Origin of the sequence: Kitasatospora sp. LaBMicrA B282 (assembly GCF_050325825.1) — a bacterium.
In the GTDB taxonomy this organism is placed as follows: domain Bacteria; phylum Actinomycetota; class Actinomycetes; order Streptomycetales; family Streptomycetaceae; genus Kitasatospora.
Genome location: NZ_JBNQTI010000172.1, coordinates 1 through 17,649 on the forward strand (window position 1 = coordinate 1; position 17,649 = coordinate 17,649).

General features: G+C 75.6%; 15 protein-coding genes and 1 pseudogene. 8 read left to right on the forward strand and 8 right to left on the reverse strand.

Translation table 11 applies throughout. The annotated features are described in order from the left end of the window. Nucleotides 1-195: pseudogene (locus ACQRUO_RS32450) on the forward strand (hypothetical protein); the annotation flags it as partial. Nucleotides 196-219: 24 nt separating this feature from the next. Further along, nucleotides 220-1,881 (forward strand): hypothetical protein, encoded by a 1,662-nt coding sequence (locus ACQRUO_RS32455; RefSeq protein WP_428319707.1) that lies wholly within the window; start codon nucleotides 220-222, stop codon nucleotides 1,879-1,881. A gap of 1,017 nt (nucleotides 1,882-2,898) precedes the next feature. Here ACQRUO_RS32455 and ACQRUO_RS32460 read toward each other — a convergent pair. Then, complete coding sequence (locus ACQRUO_RS32460) at nucleotides 2,899-4,482, reverse strand: lipopolysaccharide biosynthesis protein (protein WP_428319708.1); 1,584 nt, start codon at nucleotides 4,480-4,482, stop codon at nucleotides 2,899-2,901. A 106-nt stretch (nucleotides 4,483-4,588) separates the two neighbouring features. Between ACQRUO_RS32460 and ACQRUO_RS32465 the strand changes: the two genes are divergently transcribed. The 3 genes from ACQRUO_RS32465 to ACQRUO_RS32475 are packed head-to-tail and all read left to right on the forward strand — an operon-like array spanning nucleotide 4,589 to nucleotide 8,607. Then, a complete protein-coding gene (locus tag ACQRUO_RS32465) occupies nucleotides 4,589-5,905 on the forward strand; it encodes a DegT/DnrJ/EryC1/StrS family aminotransferase (RefSeq protein ID WP_428319709.1) in 1,317 nt (438 codons plus the stop codon). 6 nt (nucleotides 5,906-5,911) lie between these two features. Further along, on the forward strand, nucleotides 5,912-7,450 hold the full coding sequence (locus tag ACQRUO_RS32470) for a polysaccharide biosynthesis protein (protein WP_428319710.1): 1,539 nt from the start codon (nucleotides 5,912-5,914) through the stop codon (nucleotides 7,448-7,450). Between the two features lie 56 nt (nucleotides 7,451-7,506). Further along, entirely contained in the window at nucleotides 7,507-8,607 is a 1,101-nt protein-coding gene (locus ACQRUO_RS32475; protein WP_428319711.1) for an LCP family protein, read from the forward strand. Nucleotides 8,608-8,638: 31 nt separating this feature from the next. Here ACQRUO_RS32475 and ACQRUO_RS32480 read toward each other — a convergent pair whose 3' ends face one another. Next, nucleotides 8,639-9,121, reverse strand: coding sequence for a GNAT family N-acetyltransferase (locus ACQRUO_RS32480; RefSeq protein ID WP_428319712.1), 483 nt, complete (start codon nucleotides 9,119-9,121; stop codon nucleotides 8,639-8,641). Between the two features lie 40 nt (nucleotides 9,122-9,161). Here ACQRUO_RS32480 and ACQRUO_RS32485 point away from each other — a divergent pair, with 40 nt between their 5' ends. After that, the gene (locus ACQRUO_RS32485) at nucleotides 9,162-9,725 is read left to right on the forward strand and encodes a MarR family winged helix-turn-helix transcriptional regulator (RefSeq protein ID WP_428319713.1); all 564 of its coding nucleotides are present in this window, start codon (nucleotides 9,162-9,164) and stop codon (nucleotides 9,723-9,725) included. Between the two features lie 29 nt (nucleotides 9,726-9,754). Here ACQRUO_RS32485 and ACQRUO_RS32490 read toward each other — a convergent pair whose 3' ends face one another. After that, nucleotides 9,755-10,501 carry a LuxR C-terminal-related transcriptional regulator gene (locus ACQRUO_RS32490; protein WP_428319714.1) on the reverse strand — a complete coding sequence of 249 codons (747 nt, stop codon included), beginning with the start codon at nucleotides 10,499-10,501 and terminating at the stop codon, nucleotides 9,755-9,757. Between the two features lie 172 nt (nucleotides 10,502-10,673). Between ACQRUO_RS32490 and ACQRUO_RS32495 the strand changes: the two genes are divergently transcribed. Next, nucleotides 10,674-11,363 carry a LuxR C-terminal-related transcriptional regulator gene (locus tag ACQRUO_RS32495; RefSeq protein ID WP_428319715.1) on the forward strand — a complete coding sequence of 230 codons (690 nt, stop codon included), beginning with the start codon at nucleotides 10,674-10,676 and terminating at the stop codon, nucleotides 11,361-11,363. 8 nt (nucleotides 11,364-11,371) lie between these two features. Here ACQRUO_RS32495 and ACQRUO_RS32500 read toward each other — a convergent pair whose 3' ends face one another. The 4 genes from ACQRUO_RS32500 to ACQRUO_RS32515 all read right to left on the reverse strand — a co-directional run bounded on the left by ACQRUO_RS32500 (nucleotide 11,372) and on the right by ACQRUO_RS32515 (nucleotide 15,356). After that, on the reverse strand, nucleotides 11,372-12,025 hold the full coding sequence (locus tag ACQRUO_RS32500) for a phosphatase PAP2 family protein (protein WP_428319716.1): 654 nt from the start codon (nucleotides 12,023-12,025) through the stop codon (nucleotides 11,372-11,374). After that, complete coding sequence (rfbA, locus tag ACQRUO_RS32505; RefSeq protein ID WP_428319717.1) at nucleotides 12,022-12,897, reverse strand: glucose-1-phosphate thymidylyltransferase RfbA; 876 nt, start codon at nucleotides 12,895-12,897, stop codon at nucleotides 12,022-12,024. Before rfbA ends, ACQRUO_RS32500 begins: the two co-directional genes overlap by 4 nt. 120 nt (nucleotides 12,898-13,017) lie before the next feature. After that, nucleotides 13,018-13,713 carry a response regulator gene (locus ACQRUO_RS32510; RefSeq protein ID WP_428319718.1) on the reverse strand — a complete coding sequence of 232 codons (696 nt, stop codon included), beginning with the start codon at nucleotides 13,711-13,713 and terminating at the stop codon, nucleotides 13,018-13,020. Further along, entirely contained in the window at nucleotides 13,710-15,356 is a 1,647-nt protein-coding gene (locus ACQRUO_RS32515) for an ATP-binding protein (RefSeq protein WP_428319719.1), read from the reverse strand. The genes ACQRUO_RS32510 and ACQRUO_RS32515 overlap by 4 nt, the downstream gene beginning before the upstream one ends. 238 nt (nucleotides 15,357-15,594) lie before the next feature. On the opposite strand from ACQRUO_RS32515, the gene ACQRUO_RS32520 reads away from it, so the two are divergent. Continuing rightward, entirely contained in the window at nucleotides 15,595-17,070 is a 1,476-nt protein-coding gene (locus tag ACQRUO_RS32520) for a gluconate:H+ symporter (RefSeq protein ID WP_428319720.1), read from the forward strand. A gap of 27 nt (nucleotides 17,071-17,097) precedes the next feature. Here the strand turns inward: ACQRUO_RS32520 and ACQRUO_RS32525 are convergent. Continuing rightward, nucleotides 17,098-17,649, reverse strand: a 552-nt coding sequence (locus ACQRUO_RS32525) for an MFS transporter (RefSeq protein ID WP_428319721.1), incomplete at its 5' end; no start/stop codon positions are given.

Here is a 17,649-nt window from a genome sequence, read left to right on the forward strand (position 1 = left end):
CCGGTGCGCCCGGCCGCTGAGGCCGCCGGTGCCGCGGGTGCTGCCGCTGCCGCCGGGCCCGAGACGCCCGGCCGTGCCGGGTCGCGGCCGCCCGGCGGCCCGGGCGACGACGCCACCACCCCGCCCTACGGCCCGCTGGCCGACGGCATGCCGGTGCTCAGCGCCCGCGGCCGGCCCGACCAGAGCCGCGACTAGGCCCGCCGACCGGCCAGGCCCGCCGTGTCCCCGCAGACCGCCGCCCTCGTCCTCGGCATCACCGCGTTGCTGGCGCTGATCCCGATGCTGGTCGCCGTGGTGCGTGCCCGTCGGGCCCGCGACTGGACGATGACCACCACCCTGGTGCTCGCCGTCGGCCTGGCCGGCAGCCTGCCCACCGTCGCCGCCGGCTTCGCCACCGGCCAGCAGCCGGTGGTCACCGACGTGTTCGGCAACCCCGAGGTCGGCCTGCCGGCCGGCGCCTACCGGGTGGACCAGGCGGTCAACGCCGTGCTGCTGGTCGGCAGCATCGCCTTTCTGGTGCTGCGCTGCGTCAGCGGCCGGGCCCGGCTCAACATCGCCCCGCTGATCGCCGCCGGGCTCTGCCTGGAGCTGGCGGTCGCCGACGGCCTGAACGGCCACCAGCTCTTCGCCAGCCGCCAGGTGGTGCTGATCCTGGTGCTGCTGGCCGCCGCGGTGGCCACGCCCGGTCGTCCGGCCCTGCTCGGGGCCGCGATGACGGGCCTGCTGCTGGTGGTGCTCAGCGGCGTGCAGGCGCTGCTGGTGGGCGCCGGTGCGTTCCGCGACTGCCGCAGCGACAAGTGCGGGGTGCTCGGGGTGCTCTACACCGGGGTCTTCAGCAACGAGAACACCTTCGGGCTGCTCGTCGCGCTCTCCGTGCCGTTCATCTGGCTCGGGCTGCGCGGGCGCTCCCGCGGGCTGCTGGCCGGCTACGCGGCCCTGGTGGTGCTGGCCACCGGCAGCCGGCAGTCGATCGCCGCGGCGGGCGTCGCGCTGCTGCTGGTGGTGCTGCTGCGGCCCCGGCTGCCCGAGGAGGAGCGGCGGCGCCCGGGCGAGCCCGCACCGCGGCGGCTGCCGCCGACCGTGCCACGCGGGCCGGTCGAACCGCCCGGGCCGGCGCTGGAACCGTCCCGCTCGGCGCTCGGACCCTCCCGGCCGGCGGGTGGCCCGGCGCTGCTCGCGGTCGGTGCGGTCATCGGCGCGGCCGTGGTGGGCGTGGTGCTGCCGTTCCTGCCGCTGAACCCCAACGCGCTCTCCCAGCGGGCCTACTTCTGGCAGCTGGCCCGCCAGCAGCTGCCCGGCTCGCCGCTGTACGGGTTCGGCGCCAAGGCCTGGTCCGACCTGTACCAGATCGGTGAGATCCCGGTGGCGCTCACCTACTCGACGCACAACCAGTGGCTCGACGTGCTCTACGCGGGCGGGGCGATCGGGCTGGGCATCTTCCTGCTGCTGCTCGGTTACCTGCTGCTGCGCGGCGGCCTGGCCGGCGTGGCACCGGCCGCCTGCGTGCTGGCGCCGGTCCTGGTCGCCTGCTGCCTGGAGCGGCCCTGGTCGTTCGGCGTGAACGACTGGCTGAGCTTCACCCTGGTGGCCGCCGCGCTGCTCCCGGTCGCGGTCCGCCGCCCCGCCCCGCCCAGCGCGCCGCCCCCGGACGGGGTGCTCGGCTCGCACGCCCTGGTCGGCACGGCCGGTCGCCCGGTGCCCGCCGGGTCGGCCCCCACCCCCGGGTCCGCTCCCACCGTCGGGTCGGCCGTCACGGCGCTCCCGGCCGGTGGTCGGACCGTCCGTCCGGGCGCGGGGGCAGCCGGTCCAGCAGCTCGGCCAGCGGCTCCAGGGTCCGGTCCCAGGCCAGTTCTTCGGCCCGGGCGCGGGCCAGGTCGCTGAACCGCTGCCAGTGCGCCGGCTCGGCGAACCGGGTGATCACCGAACGGAAGTCGGCCTCGGTGTAGGGCACCGAGCCGGGCAGGTCCGCCAGGTTCCGGCGCCAGGCGGGCACCAGCACCGGCAGGCCGTGCGCGAAGTACTCCAGGTGCTTGGCGGAGAAGCCGTCGCGGCGCAGCTCGTCCCTGGTGCAGGTGATCAGGCCCAGTTGGTAGTCGAGCAGGACCTCGGGCCGCTCGGCGTAGCCGCGGTAGGTGAGGCCGAGCCGCGGGTCGGGCGGCGGGCCGCCCCAGACGTCGATCGCCGGGTACTGCCGGGAGAGCCGGGCCAGCAGCGGCAGGTCGATGAAGCGCGAGCTGAGCGAGCCGAGGTAGGCGATCCGCGGCGGGGCGGCGAAGTGCGCGCGGCGCTCCGCGGGCACGCAACCGAAGTTCAGCGTCATCAGGTTGCGGCCGCTGATGCCGTAGTGCGTCACCGCGTAGCGGGCGTAGGACTCCCAGTGGAAGGCCAGGTGGTCCACCCGCTCGAACAGCGCCGCCTCCAGCCCTCGCATCCGGCGGTGCTGGCGCGGCGTCAGGCGTCCTTCGTGGTACAGCTCGTCGGCCCAGGGGGTGGGGCAGTCGTAGAGCGTGCGGGTCGGCGCACCGGCCAGCACGCCCGCGTCGTAGGGGTCCTCGCAGATCACCAGGTCGAACTCGGCCAGCGGCAGGGCGCGGCGCAGGATCAGGCGGCGCAGCCGGTGGTCGGCGAGCAGCAGCGGGCAGGAGAGGCGGTGCCGGGCGGTGCGGCTGTGGCGGAGCAGCAGTGAGCTCGCCGCCTCGGTGGCGTAGAGGGCGAGCCGGCCCGGGGTGGCGGCCGGCAGCCGGGCGGCCCGGGTGCCGCGGGTGCTGCCGGCGCGGCTGAGCAGGTAGGTGTCGGCGAGCGTGACCTGGTGGCCGCGGTCGCCCAGGAAGCGGGCGATCCGTACGGGCTTCAGCTGGTTGGCGTAGCCGTCCAGTTGGCCGATGATCAGGACCTTGCTCATGACGGCTCCACCCCGGTCGAGTCGGGCTCGGAGCGCCCGGGCAGCAGCCCCAGCGCCGCGGCCGCCACCGTCAGGCCCGCCAGCACCGGCAGCCCGGCCAGCAGCAGCGGCAGCAGCCCGTGCCAGCCGAGCCGCAGCAGCGGCAGTTCGCCGCCCACCGTGACCGCGACCGCCGCCGCACCCGCCACGACCGGGCGCAGCCGCAGGCGCCCTGCCGGGCGGTCGGCGGCGGCCGGGCGCTCCGGGTCGGCGCCGAGCAGCGGGCGGCAGAGCGCCACGAACCGCAGCGAGCCGGCGACCAGCCCGACCGCGGTGGCCGCGACCACGCCGACGGTGCCGAAGGCGAGCGCCAGCGGCACCGTGAGCAGGGTGTTGACCACGGTGGCGAACCAGGAGTAGCGGGTCTCCAGCCCCGGGCGGCCCACCGCGCGGACCAGGCAGGTGCGCATCCCGGTCAGCGCCACGTGCACGCTGTACCCCGCCAGCAGCACCGCCGCCACCGCCCCGGCCAACGCCAACTGCGGCCCGAGCCAGGCCCGCACCGCGAACGGCGCCGCCACCGTGGTGACCGCGCCGTAGGCGAGCACCGCGGGCAGCCAGTGCCCCTGGCGCAGCCGGTACTCGCGCACCGCGGCGGGCGTGCCGCCGGCCGCGTAGACCTCGGTGAGCCGGGTCAGCACCGGAGGGAAGGCGTACAGCGGCAGGCTGCGCAGCGCGGCGGCCACCTGGTAGCCGGCCGCGTAGATGCCGACGTAGCGCACCGGCAGCAGCGCGGCGATCACGAAGGCGTCGATCTCGCCGTTCAGGAAGACGGTCAGCCCGGACAGCTGCATCCGCAGCGCGTAGCCCAGGAACTCGCGCCGCTCGGCCCGCGCCGGCAGCAGCGGCCGACCCCCCGCCAGGTGCCGTCGGCCCAGCAGCAGCGCCACCGCCGCCAGCACCGCGAACCGCACCGCGGTGGCCGCCGCCAGCGCGGTCAGCGCGCCGCCGCCGCGCACCCAGAGCAGCACGCCCACGCCGTAGGCGGCGCAGGAGGCCACGGTGGCCCCGGCCAGCGCGCGGAACCGGCCGTGCGCCTGGAGCAGCGAGCTCGCCGAGTCGGAGACCAGGGCCAGCGCCAGCAGCGGGCCGAGCCAGCGCAGCACCGCGGCGGCCTCGGCCTGCAGCCGGGGCGCCACGTGCAACAGCCCGACGGCCGGCGCCAGCAGCAGGCAGGCGCCGGTGACCAGCGCCCCGAAGGCCAGGAAGAGCAGCACCGAGCCGAGCAGCAGCCGCCCGGCCCCGGCGCGGTCGCCGCGGGCCCCGCGGTAGGCGTAGAAGCGGGCCAGCGAGGCGCTCACCCCGCCGTCCAGCGAGGTCAGGGTGAAGAGCAGCAGCAGGACCAGCGACCAGAGACCGAACCGGTCCAGGCCGAGCCGGCGGATCAGCACCGGAGTGAGCGCGACGTTGACCAGCAGCGGAGCGGCCTGCGCCAGCGCGCTGTAGCCGGTCCCGGCGAACAGGGCGCCGGGACGGTGGTCCGCACGGGGGCGGGGGCGGTCGAGGTTCAGCACGGTCCTGCCCTCCAGCTGTCCTCGCACGGTAACCCGCCCGGTGCCGGGCGGCCGGGCGGATCCGCACATGGCGTAGCCGAACTCGTCCTGGCACCGGATCCGTTCGTCTCCCGCGCTGCCTAGGTTGCTGAGCGTGGAGACTTCCCTGCGGCCCAGCCCGCCGTCGGCCGTCCTCGGTCCGGCCGACCCGGCGGCGCCGCCCCCCACGGAACCGGTCGCCCCGGCGCCGCCCGACCCGGCGGCGCCGGCCGCGGAACCGATCCCCTTCGCCCGCACCGAGATCTGCCCCGAGGCCCGGGCCGCCGCCCTGCGGGTGCTCGCCTCCGGGTGGGTGACCACCGGTGAACAGGCCGCCGCCTTCGAGCGCGAGTTCGCCGACCGGGTGCGGGCCCGGCACGCCGTCGCCGTCAGCTCCTGCACCGCGGCCCTGGAGCTGGCCTTCCGCGCCCTGCGGCTGCCCCGCGGCGCGCTGGTGCTGGTGCCCGACCTGACCTTCTGCGGCGCCGCCCAGGCGGTGCTGCACGCCGGCCTGCGCCCGGTGCTGGTGGACGTCGACCCGGTCACCGCGATGCCCACCGCCGCCACCACCGCCCGCGCCGCCCGCAGCCACGGCCGCCCGGCCGCCCTGCTCGCGCTGCACTTCACCGGCGCCCCCGCGCCGGTGGCCGAACTCGCCGCGGCCGCCGGGCTGCCGCCGTCGAGGGTGGTGGAGGACGCGGCCCACGCGCTCGGCACCGAGGTCGGCGGCCGACCGGTCGGCGCCCTCACCCGGGCGGCCTGCTTCAGCTTCTACGCCACCAAGAACCTGCCGATCGGCGAGGGCGGCATGGTCACCACCGACGACGCCGCGCTGGCCGAGCGGGTGCGCCGGGCCAGCCTGCACGGCATGTCGGTGGACGCCTGGCGGCGCCACCGGCTCGGCGGCAGCTGGCAGTACGCGGTCGACGAGGACGGCCTGAAGGCCAACATGACCGACCTGCAGGCCGCGATCGGCCGCGCCCAGCTCGGCCAGCTGGACGGCTGGCAGCGCCGCCGCGCCGAACTCGCCGCCCGCTACACCGCGCAGCTGGGCCGGCTGCCCGGCCTGCTCCCACCGCTCGCCCCCGCGCCCGGCACCGGGCGGCACGCCTGGCACCTGTACGTGCTGCGGGTGCTGCCGGAGTACGGACGGAGCCGGGACGACCTGGTGGCACAGCTGGCCGCGCGCGGCATCGGCAGCAGCGTGCACTTCATCCCGCTGCACCGGCTGGGCCTCTTCCGGCGGGCCGCGCTGCGCCCGCTCGGCGGGCTGCCCGGCGCCGACCTGCTCTTCCCCCGGCTGCTCTCGCTGCCACTGCACCCCGGGCTGACCGACGCCCAGCTGGACCGGGTCTGTGAGGCGCTCGCGGACCTCGCCCGCCCCGTTCCCACGATCCGTTCCGCTCCCCGTCCCGTCCCGCTCGGAGGCTGATGCATCATGACCGCCGCCCGCCCGCCGGCCGCCCCCGCTCCGCTGCGCACCCTGGTCGTCGGCGCCGGGGAGGCCGGCCGCGCGCTGGCCCGCGACCTGCTGCGGGTCCCGCAGTTCGGCCTGCGACCGGTGGGCTTCCTGGACGACGATCCCGGCAAGGGCGATCCGGCCGGGGCCGCGGTGGACGGGGTCCGGCTGCCGCTGCTCGGGCCGCTGGAGCGGACCGGCGCGCTGGTGGCGGCGCACCGGATCGAGGTCGTGGTGGTGGCGATCCCCGGCCTGCCGCCGCACCGCTTCGCCCGGGTGGCCGAGGCGGCCGCCGCGGCCGGGGCGAGCGTGCGCTACCTGCCCTCGTTCATCGCCGCGCTGCGGCGCGACGTGGTCGGCGGCGACCTGCGCGCCCTGGACGTCAACCAGCTGATCGGCCGTCAGGAGGTCCACGTGGTGGGCGCCGAGGCCCGGCGCAGCATCGCGGGGCGGCGGGTGCTGGTCACCGGCGCCGGCGGTTCGATCGGCAGCGAGCTGTGCCGGCAGGTGCACGCCTTCGCGCCCAGCCGGCTCTTCCTGCTCGACCACGACGAGTCCAACCTGCACCGGCTGCAGCTGGAGCTGTTCGGTGCCCCCCGGCACGACGAGGACCTGGTGATCTGCGACATCCGGGACCGCAGCCGGCTGGAGCACGTCTTCGACCGGCTGCGCCCCGAGGTGGTCTTCCACGCCGCCGCGCACAAGCACCTGCCGATGCTGGAGCTGCACCCGTGCGAAGGGGTCAAGTCCAACGTGCTGGGCACCGACCGGCTGGTCCGGGTGGCCTCCCGGTACGGCGTGGAGCGGTTCGTGCTGATCTCCACCGACAAGGCCGCCGACCCGATCTCGGTGCTCGGCGCCACCAAGCGGCTGGCCGAGCTGATCGTGCAGGCGGGGCGGGACGGGCACGGTGGGCCGGCCGGCCCGTCGGGGCGCGACGGCGGCACGGTCTGCACCGCGGTCCGGTTCGGCAACGTGCTGGGCAGCCGCGGTTCGCTGCTCGACGTGCTGGCCGCCCAACTGCGCAGCGGTCGCCCGGTGACCGTGACCCATCCGGACATGACCCGGTTCTTCATGACCATCGAGGAGGCCGCCGGGCTGGTCCTGGAGGCCGGCCGGTTGGCCCGCGGCGGCGAGGTGTTCGTGCTCGACATGGGCCGCCCGGTGCGGATCCTGGACCTGGTGCAGCGGTACGCCCGGCAGTTGAACGCCGGGCCGCCGCGGATCCGGTTCACCGGGCTGCGGCCGGGCGAGAAGCTGGACGAGACGCTCTTCTCGGTGCACGAGCGCCGGCTGCCCACCGCGCACCCGCGGATCCACGCCACCGCGCCGCGCGACGGGTACGACGCCCGGGCGGTGCACCGGGAGCTGCCCGGCCTGTACGCGGCCGCCTGGCAGGACGACGCCACCGAGGTGCGCCGCCGGCTGGCCCGGCTGCTGCCCGGCTTCCCGCTGCCCGAGCCGGCCGCCCCCGACCGGCAGCTGGTGGGTGCGGTGCCGTACCCGGACGACTTCTGACCCCCGATGACTTCTGACCCCGGACCACTCCTGACACTGGGAGAAGGCGAGAGCTGATGGAACGCCAGTTCTTCCGGCGCCGGCCGCCGGCCGAGCCGCTCTCCCCGCACGATCGGGTCCGCCGGCGCCGCCGGCGCTGGCGCAAGGTGCTGATGCCCTCGCTCGCGCTGCTGCTCGGCTTCGTCATGCTCGGGGTCGGCGCCGTCGAGTGGGGCACCAACCACTACGCGGGGGAGATCCAGCGGATCCCCAACGCGCTGCCGAACCTGCCGGCCAACGAGCTGCCGGTGAAGCCGCCGCAGGCCGGACAGTCGCTCACCTTCCTGCTGGTCGGCCTGGACGCCCGCGCCGACCTGCCGACCACCGGCAACGCCGCCGGCGCCCCGCTGTGGACCTACGGAGCCCAGCGCACCGACACCATCATGCTGCTGCACCTGACCTCCGACCGCAGTCACGCGTACCTGGTCTCGATCCCGCGCGACACCTGGGTGCAGATCCCCGGGCACGGCATGGCCAAGATCAACGCGGCCTTCTCCTGGGGCGGCCCGCCGCTGCTGGTGCAGACCGTGGAGCAGTACACCGGCATCCGGATCGACCACTTCGGCGCGATCGACTGGGACGGCTTCACCTCGCTGGTCAACGCGGTCGGCGGGGTCACCATCACCATCCCGGCCGACTCCTACGACCCCGAGCAGAACCGCCACTGGACCGCCGGCACCACCACCATGGACGGCACCACCGCGCTCGCCTACGTGCGCCAGCGCTACGGCCTGCCCAACGGCGACCTGGACCGGGAGGCCCGCCAGCAGAACTTCCTGCGGGCCCTGATGACCAAGACGGTGGGCAGGATCTCGCTCACCGACCCGTTCGAGCTGAGCACCCTGCTGGACGCCACCGCGAAGGCGGTCAGCGTCGACGACCAGCTCTCCAACGGCGAACTGCGCGACCTGGCGCTCGGCATGGCCCAGATGGGCACCGGCGCGGTCACCTTCGTGCAGCCACCGCTGGGCGACTTCATCACGGTGGACGGGCAGGACGCGCTCAACCTGGACCCGGTGAAGGCCCCCGCGCTCTGGCAGGCCATCGCCGCCGACCAACTGCCCGGCTGGCTGGCCAAGTACGGCAGCGGCAGCGTGCTGCCGGCCACCGTGAAGTGAGCGGGGCGGATCCGGTCGGTTGCGGATCCGGTCAGTCGCCGGGTCGGTCGCCCCGATCGAGCAGACCGATCCCGACGGCGCGGTCCGGGTCGCTCCAGATACCCATCGCCGTCTTCATCCGCAGGAACCCGAGCCGCTCGTAGAAGGCTTCGGCACCCGGGCTCGCGTAGAGGATGATCTTCTTGTGGCCCTGGGCGAGCTCCACCAGCCTGCGCATGACGGCGGAGCCCAGTCCCCGTCCCTGGTGGTCGGGGTGGACCGCGACGTGGCCGATGTAGGCGCAGTCCACGCCGTCCGCCAGGGCCCGGCCCGCACCGACGAGGGCGCCGTCGGCGTGGACGAAGCAGGTGAACATGCTGTTGCCGAAGACGGTGGCCAGTTCCGCGGGAGGCTTGTCGCCCAGCGGCGCCACTCGGTAGAGGTGGGACAGTTCGTCGAGGTCCACGTCCTCGATGCGGTAGGTCCAGGTGTATCCGTCCACGGTTCTCCCCAGGCCGTCTGCGATACTTTCCATGGAAGAGAAAACTAGTTTCCATGGAAGAGATCGTCAAGCGATGACCCAGGACACCGGTTCCGCCCGCCCGCCCGCCGCCGCGGACGCCGAACTCGACGCCGATGCCGACGCCGATGCCGACGCGGTCGACCGCATCGTCGGCCAGTGGCGCCGCCAGCGGCCCGACCTCGACCCCGCCCCGATGCACGTGATCGGGCGCATCACCCGGCTGCACTGGGCCCTCGACGAGCGGCTCTGCCGCGTCTTCGACCGCTACGACCTGGGCCGGGGCGAGTTCGACATCCTCGCCTCGCTGCGCCGCTCCGGCGCCCCCTTCGAGCTGACCGCGGGCGAGCTGCGCGGGGCGACGATGGTCACCTCGGGCGCGGTGACCAAGCGGGTCGACCGGCTGGAGCGCGCCGGCCTGGTCACCCGCCGAACGGCCGACGACGACGCGCGCGGCCGGCTGATCCGGCTGACCGACCGCGGCCGCGAGCTCATCGACGAGGCGGTCGAGGTGCACGTGCGCAACGAGGCGGACCTGCTCGCCGGGCTGACCGCCGACGAGCGCGACACCCTCGCCGACCTGCTGCGCAAGCTCGGCCGCACGCTGCCCGGCGCCTAGGGGGCGCCAGGACCTGTGCCTGGGTGTCGCTACGACTTGCGCGCCGGCCGGGGCGCGCCGCCGGGCGCGCCGCCCCGGATCCCCACCTGGTGGGCCAGCGCCACCGCCTCCAGCCGGGAGTGCACCCCGAGCTTGTCCAGCACGTTCTGCACGTGGGTGCGCGCCGTGCTGGGGGTCATCCGCAGCACCTTGGCGATCTCGGTGGTGTCGTCCCCCTCGGTCAGCCGGCGCAGCACCTCGCGCTCGCGCTGGGTCAGCCAGCGCAGCGGCTCCTCGTCCGTGCTCCCGTTGCCGGCGCGGCGCTGCGCCTGCGGCCCCAGCGTCGGCTCGATGAACCGGCCGCCCGCCGCCACCGTGCGCAGCGCCCGGTCCAGCACCGCGAGCCCGCGGTCCTTGCCCAGGTACCCGACCACGCCGGCCTCGGTCGCCGCGGCCACCGAACCGGGGTCCATCTCCCGGGAGAGCACGATCACCCGGGTCAGCGGCTCCCGGGCGCGGATCTGGCCGACCGTGTCCAGCGCCCGCCCGTCCAGCAGCTGCAGGTCGAGGATGCAGGCGTCGGGGTGGCAGGCGCTCACGGCGCGCAGCAGCCCGGCCCGGGTGGCGGCGGTGGCCAGCACCTGGTAGCCGCGGCCGGTCAGCACCATGGCCAGCGCCTCGGCGAGCAACCGGGAGGCGTCGGCGACCACGAGCCGCCGGAGCGGCGGGGCGTGCGCGGGAGCGGGGCCGGCCGGGGCCGGTTGATCGGCCCCGGCCGGATCTCTGGTGGTCGCCATGGCGATGTCCTCACACGAGGGGAGGTTGATTCCAGGTAAACAGAGTCGGGACACGGAGTCCACTGCCGGCCGGTGCGCCGCGGTCCACCGTCCGTCACCACCGTCCGTCACCACCGGCGCCACCGGCCGGCCGCCGCTGGCCGGGCGCCGCCAACGGTGGCAGCCTCAGGACATGGCCGGTGAGATCCGGGTCGTGGTGGCCGACCGGCGCCGCTCGGTCGCCGAGGTGCTCGCCCTGGGGTTACGGCACCTGGGCATGGTCCCCAGCGCCGTGACCGGGATGCGGGCCGCCTGCAAGGTGGCCGCGGAGCAGCACGCGGACGTGGTGGTCGCCGACATCGGCCTGCTGGCCGCCGCGGACCACTCCGGCGGCACCCCCTGGCCCGAGCGGCTGGGCGTGCCGCTGATCGTGCTCAGCGACGGCACCCGCACCGACGACCTGGCCTGCGCCGCGGTGCGCGCCGGGGTGCGCGGCTGGGTGCCCAAGGACAGCTCGCTGCAGCACCTGCTGGCCGTGATCCGCGGGGTGCAGCGCGGCGAGACCTGGATCCCGCCCCGCCTGCTCACCCGGGTGCTGGCCGAGCTGGTGACGCTCCGCGACGACCTGGAGGAGGACACCGGTCGGCTGGCCAGCCTGACCGCGCGCGAGCGCGAGGTGCTCGACTGCCTCTCCGACGGGCTCAGCCGGGCCGAGATCGGCCGGCGGCTCTACCTCTCCACCAACACGGTGCGCACCCACATCCAGAACCTGATGGTCAAGCTGGACGTGCACTCCTCGGTCGCGGCGGTGGCGCTGGCCCACCGGGTCACCGGTCCGGGCCACGCTGCGCCGCCTGCGCCGCCTGCCACCGGTCCGGACTGAGCCGGCGCCTACCCGACCCCCGGCCCGACCAGGACCCGCAGCGGCCCGGCCCGCAGCCGCGCCACCCCCGCGTCCCCGACCCGCCGCCCCACCGGCACCACCACGACGGCCACCAGCGCACCCAGCACCGCCCCGGCGAAGACGTCGTGCGGGTAGTGCGCGCCGACGTAGACCCGGGCGAAGCCGAGCAGCACCGCGCCGGCCAGCGCCAGCCACCCCAGCAGCCGGTCCGCCAGCAGCAGCCCGGCCGCCGCCGCGAAGCCGAAGACCGCGTGGTTGCTGGGGAAGGCGTAGTCGTTGGGGGCCGGGCAGGCCTCGACCAGGTAGGGGTGCGGCAGTGCCCGGCACGGCCGCGGCTCCTTGAACAGCTCCTTGACCACCGAGTTCAGCGCGTAGGCGAGCAGCACCGCGAGCGCCGCGGCGAGCACCCCGGCCATCGCCGCGGCCGGCCGGTGCCGGGCCCGCCACCAGGCGAGCAGGAACAGCAGGCCGAAGAAGGCGGCGCCGTAGGTGCTCCAGTCCTCCAGCGGGGTGTTCAGCCAGCGGGTGTCGCGGGCGAAGCCGGTCACGGCCTCGTACCAGCCGCCGTCGATCCGGGCGCCGTTCAGCACGGCGAGCGGGGCGCCGTCCAACGCAGCGAGCGGGGCGCCGTTCAGCCTCACCAGGACTCCTGCTCCTCCAACAAGTCCAGCAGGTACTGCCCGTAACCGCTCTTCAGCAGCGGTTCGGCCAGCTCGCGCAGCTGCCCGGCGCCGATCCGCCCGGCCCGCCAGACGGTCTCCTCCAGGCAGCCGATCTTGAAGCCCTGGCGTTCCTGCACCACCCGGACGAACTCGGCCGCCTGCACCATGGTGGTGAAGGTGCCGGTGTCCAGCCAGGCGGTACCCCGGTCCAGCACGGTCACGTGCAGCTCGCCGGCCCGCAGGTAGGCCAGGTTGAGGTCGGTGATCTCCAGCTCGCCGCGGGCACTGGGCTGCAGCTCCCGGGCCAGTTCGACCACCCGGTGGTCGTAGAAGTACAGCCCGGGCACCGCGTACCGGGACTTCGGCCGGGCCGGCTTCTCCTCGATCGACAGCACCGTGCCCGTCGGGTCGAACTCGACCACCCCGTAGGCGCGCGGATCGGCCACCGGGTAGGCGAAGATCCGCCCGCCCACCACCCCGGTGTTGCGGGCCAGCCGGGTGCCCAGACCGCCGCCGTGGAAGATGTTGTCGCCCAGGATCAGCGCCACCGGTCCGCCGTCGAGGAACTCCTCGCCCAGCAGGAAGGCCTGCGCGATGCCCGCCGGGTGCTCCTGCACCGCGTACTCCAGCCGCAGCCCGAACTGCGAGCCGTCACCCAGCAGCCGCCGGAACTGCGGCAGGTCCTCGGGCGTGCTGATCAGCAGGATCTCGCCGATCCCGGCCATCACCAGGGTGGAGAGCGGGTAGTAGACCATCGGCTTGTCGAACACCGGCAGCAGCTGCTTGGAGACCGCCCGGGTCAGCGGCCAGAGCCGCGACCCGGTGCCGCCGGCCAGCACGATTCCTCGCATGCTCGGCAGCGTATGCCGCCCGCGGCGACAATCCACGCAGGCGCGATGCGCCGTTCCCCGGGGCGGGCCTCCACCGACGAGGCGGAGTCGTCCACGCCGCCGTCCAGGGCCGGCATGCGGTCACGCTCCTGACGACCCGTCGGCCCATGGCCCACCCGGGTCGTGCCAGGAGTACAGGTGCTCGGGGCGTCCCGCGGCGCCGTAGCGCAGCTCGACCCGGACCGTGCCGTCGGCCGCCAGGTCGGCCAGGTAGCGCTGGGCGGTGGGGCGGGAGACGCCGAGCTCGGCGGCCACCCGGCTCGCGGTGACCGGGCCGGCCGCGCCGCGCACCGCGTCGGCGACGCGTTCGCCGGTCGGGGTGGAGCGCGGGCGGCGGGGGCGGCCGCCGCGGTCGGTGCCGTGCAGCGCGCGCAGGGCACGGTCCACCTGCTCCTGGTCCAGCGTGCGGTCGGCGCCGAGCTGGGCCCGGTAGCGGGCGTAGCCGGCCAGCCGGTCGGTGAGCGCGGCGGCGTCGAACGGCTTGATCAGGTAGCCGACCGCGCCGCCGCCGAGCGCGGCGCGCACCTGGGCGGCGTCGGCCGCGGCGGTCACCATCAGGACGTCGGCGCCGAGTTCGGGCAGCAGCTCGCTGCCCAGCCGGTCCGGCAGGTACTGGTCGAGCAGCACCAGGTCCGGGGTCAGCGCCCGGTCCAGTTCCACCGCCTGGGCGGCCGACCGCGCGGTGCCCACCACCTGGAAGCCGTCGACGGCCGCGACGTAGCGGGCGTGCAGCTCGGCCACCCGGTAGTCGTCGTCCACCACCAGGACCCGGATCACCGTGCGCCTCCGGTCCGTTCGCCGAGTGCGGCTGCCGGCTCCGCCGGGAGCTCCAGCACGTGCGGGATCCGCGCGACGAAGACCGCGCCGTGCCCGGGGCCCGCGGTGCGCTCCAGGCGCAGCTCGCCGCCGTACTTGAGGACCAGCTGCCGGGCCAGCGTGAGCCCGATGCCGTGCCCCTCCCGGTCGGTCGCGGCGCGGGTGGTGAAGCCGCTGCGGAAGAGCCGTTCGGCATCGGCCGCGGCCACCCCGTCGCCGCTGTCCAGCACCGCCACGTGCAGCGTGCCGCCCTCCGCCAGCACGCTCAACTCCACCCAGGCGGGCCGCCGTTGCCCGTGCGCCGCGGCCATGACCGCGTTGTCCAGCAGGTTGCCCAGCACGCTGACCACGTCCAGCGGCTCGACCAGCCGGCGGGGCAGGTGCGAGTCCTCGTCGAGCCGCAGCGCCACCCCCTGTTCGGAGGCGGTGGCGGCCTTGGCGGCGAGCAGGCCGCGCAGGTAGGGGTCGGCCAGCCGGGCGCCGTCGCGCCCCTCGGTGGCCAGCGGCGCGGCCGCCAGCTCGCGCAGGTACTCCCGGGCCTCGGTGGTGGCGCCGGTGTCCAGCAGGCCGGCGAGGGTGTGCAGCCGGTTGGTGTACTCGTGCGCCTGGGCCCGCAGCGCGTCGGACAGCGCCCGCAGGGCGGAGCGCTCCCGGGCCAGCTCGTCCAGCTCGGTCCGGTCGCGCAGGGTCAGCACGTGGCCCAGGTTGCGTTCGCCGCGCCGCACCGGCTGCGCGGTCACCACCAGCACCCGTTCGCCGACCACCAGCACGCTCTGCCAGAGTTCCCGGCGCTCCGTCAGGATCCGGGCCAGGGTGGGCGGCAGGCCGGCCGCGGCGAGCGCGGTGCCGGGCGGCAGCGGGTGGCCGAGCAGCCGGGCCGCCTCCTCGTTGCAGACCGTCACCCGGTCGCCCGGCTCCACCGCGAGCACCCCGTCGCCCACCCCGCGCAGCACGGCCTGCTGCTCGCGCAGCAGGTCGGCGAGGTCGACCGGCTCCAGACCCAGGGTCTGCCGCTTCAGCCGCCGGGTGAGCAGCGCCGCCGCGCCCGCCCCGACCAGCAGCGCCCCGCCCGCGAAGAAGCCCTCCCGGCGGATCAGCGGCGTCGCCGCCTGCAGCGCGGTGCTCAGCCGCACGCCCGTGCTGACCTCGCCGATCACCCGCCCCCGCGGGTTGCGCAGCGGCACCTTGGCACGCGCCGAGTCGCCGAGCGTGCCGCGCTGGATCGAGACCGACTCCTGCCCGTCGAGGGCGGTCGGCGCGGTGCTGACCTCCTTGCCGAGCAGCGCCGGGTCGGGGTGCGAGTAGCGGATCCCGTGGCTGTCGGTGACCACCACGAAGAGCATCCCGGTGCGGGCCGCCACCGCTTCGGCCGCCTGCTGCACCTCGCCCTGCGGGTCGCTGCCGGCGGCGATCCGGGCGGCCACCACCGGGTTCTCCGCGGTGGCCCGGGCGACGGCGAGGGCCCGCTGCTGGTAGCTCTGCTCGGCGGACCCGGTCAGCAGGTCCGCGGTGAGCACGAAGCCGCCGCCGAGCACCAGGCCGAGCACCGCGACCTGCGCGAGCAGGGTCTGGGTGGCGAGCCGGGGACGGGGGCGGCGGAACATGCGGCCAGGGTACCGGCGCGGCCGGCGGAACTCCGCCGTCGAGCAGCCCGTGCACAGAATGCACGAAATGCGCGGAAGTATTTCCGCCGCACGCAAAAAGCGCAATGCCGTCGACCCTGGTGCGCCCTCAGTCCGGCCGCATACGGTGCCCCGCAGCGCGAAACGGCGCCGATCGGAAACACGGAATCCCGGATGCCCTCGTGGAACGGCCGGGACCGCACGGAGACAAGGAAAACGCATGATGGCAGCGTTGGCATCATCGTCCGCCCTGCTGGCCCGGGCCGGGGCAGCGGGGACCGCCTGGACCGGGCACGACACCTGGCTGCTGGCGGTGGTCGGGATATCGATCGCGTTGGTCGTGGTCCTGATCAGCTGGCTGAAGCTGCACGCCTTCCTGGCCCTGATGGTGGGTTCCTTCGCGGTTTCGCTGCTCTCCGGAGAAGCCCTCGGAAAGGTCGCCGACTCCTTCACCACCGGCCTCGGCAACATCACCGGAAAAGTCGGCATCCTGATCGTCCTGGGCGCGGTGCTCGGCCGGCTGCTGGCGGATTCCGGCGGCATCGAGCAGATCGTCGCCACCCTCACCAGAGCCGTCGGCCCGCGCGGCCTGCCGTGGGCGGTGACCCTGGTCGCCTGCCTGGTCGGGCTGTCGATGTTCTTCGAGGTCGGGTTCGTCCTGCTGGTCCCGCTGGTGCTGCAGATCGCCAAGCGCGCCGACTACCCCGTGCTGCGGGTCGGCATCCCCGCGATGGCCGGCCTGGCCACCGTGCACGCGCTGGTCCCGCCGCACCCCGGCGTGCTGGTCGCGATCAGTGCGGTGCACGCCTCGATCGGGCTGACGCTGGTGTACGGGCTGATCGTCGCGGTGCCGTGCGCCGTCGTGGTCGGGCCGCTGTTCACGGCGTACGCCTGGCCGCGGGTGTCGGCGACGATCCCGGACGGCGCGCTGGCGGCGTTCACCACGGGCGGTGGCGGCGCGCCGGGCGGTGCGGGTGCGGCCGGTGCGGGCGGTGCCGCCGCTGGGGCTGGCGCCGCGGCGCGCCGGCTGCCCCGGTTCTCGGTGACGCTCGGCACCGTGCTGCTGCCGATCGCCCTGATGATGCTCAAGGCGGCCTGCGACACCTTCGGCTGGGCGCACGGCACCGGGTACCGGGTGCTGGAGTTCCTCGGCACCCCGGTGGTCGCGCTGCTGGCGGCCATCCTGGTGGCGCTCGGCACCTTCGGCTACGGTCTCGGCGCCTCCCGCCGCCAGGTCCAGGAGACGCTCTCCCGCTCCTTCCCGCCGATCGCCGGCGTGCTGGTGATCGTCGGCGCCGGCGGCGGGTACTCGCAGGCGCTGGCCGACTCCGGCGTCAACGCGGCGATCGGCCGGGCCGCCGGCCACCTGCACATCCCGCTGCTGCTGCTCGCCTGGCTGGTCGCCGCCCTGATGCGCACCGCCACCGGGTCCGGCACCGTGGCCACCGTCGCGGCCGCCGGCATCATCGGCCCGATGGCCCACGGCCTGGACTCCGGTCACGCCGCGCTGCTCGCCCTGGCGCTGGGCTCCGGTGCGGCCTTCCTCGGACACGTGAACGACGCCGCGTTCTGGCTCTTCAAGGAGTACTTCGGCCTCTCGGTCGGCGGCACCCTGCGGACCTGGACGGTGTCGCACACGCTGCTCTCGCTCACCTCGCTGGCCGGCGTCCTGGCGCTGAGCACGGTGGTGGGGTAGGGGGGAGGGGCCGTCCCGCCACCGGGCTCAGCGGGTGTCGGCGGGCTGGGCGGCACCCGCCGGGATCAGGACGGTCGCGGCCGGCTGCGCGTCACCCGTCGCGGCCGGCTTGGGCCTGCGCAGGGCGGCCGCTCCCACCAGCAGTGCGGGCAGCGCGGCCAGCACGAAGCCGGCCGGGAGCGGCAGGCCGCTCGCCGCTCCCGCCGGAGCGCCGCCCAGCAGCAGGCCGATCCCCGCGGTCCCGAGCGCGGACCCGCAGTTGTACGCCGAGTTCACCAGCGCCGCCGCCCGGGTGCGGTGCTCCGGTGCGGCGGCCTCGTCCGCCACCAGGTAGGTCACCGTGATGGCCGGTGCCACGAACAGCCCCACCCCGGCGACCACCGCTGCCAGGACGTACAGGTTCGACGCCGCCCCCGCGACGGCCACCGCGAGTCCGAGCCCCGCCAGCAGCCCGCCCAACTGCCGCCGGGCCGGCGCCCGCCAGCTGCGCGCGCCGTACCGCAGCCCGCCGAGCGCGCTGCCCACCGAGAGGGCGGCCTCCACCCAGGCGACCGCGGCGGCGTGCTGCTGCTGCCGGGC

Coding starts and splice junctions, on each gene's coding strand:
- ACQRUO_RS32490 (WP_428319714.1), bottom strand. CDS start 10,501: ATGGCGACCACCAGAGATCCGGCCGGGGCCGATCAACCGGCCCCGGCC.
- ACQRUO_RS32520 (WP_428319720.1), top strand. CDS start 15,595: ATGATGGCAGCGTTGGCATCATCGTCCGCCCTGCTGGCCCGGGCCGGG.
- ACQRUO_RS32485 (WP_428319713.1), top strand. CDS start 9,162: ATGACCCAGGACACCGGTTCCGCCCGCCCGCCCGCCGCCGCGGACGCC.
- ACQRUO_RS32515 (WP_428319719.1), bottom strand. CDS start 15,356: ATGTTCCGCCGCCCCCGTCCCCGGCTCGCCACCCAGACCCTGCTCGCG.
- ACQRUO_RS32495 (WP_428319715.1), top strand. CDS start 10,674: ATGGCCGGTGAGATCCGGGTCGTGGTGGCCGACCGGCGCCGCTCGGTC.
- ACQRUO_RS32470 (WP_428319710.1), top strand. CDS start 5,912: ATGACCGCCGCCCGCCCGCCGGCCGCCCCCGCTCCGCTGCGCACCCTG.
- ACQRUO_RS32480 (WP_428319712.1), bottom strand. CDS start 9,121: ATGGAAAGTATCGCAGACGGCCTGGGGAGAACCGTGGACGGATACACC.
- rfbA (WP_428319717.1), bottom strand. CDS start 12,897: ATGCGAGGAATCGTGCTGGCCGGCGGCACCGGGTCGCGGCTCTGGCCG.
- ACQRUO_RS32475 (WP_428319711.1), top strand. CDS start 7,507: ATGGAACGCCAGTTCTTCCGGCGCCGGCCGCCGGCCGAGCCGCTCTCC.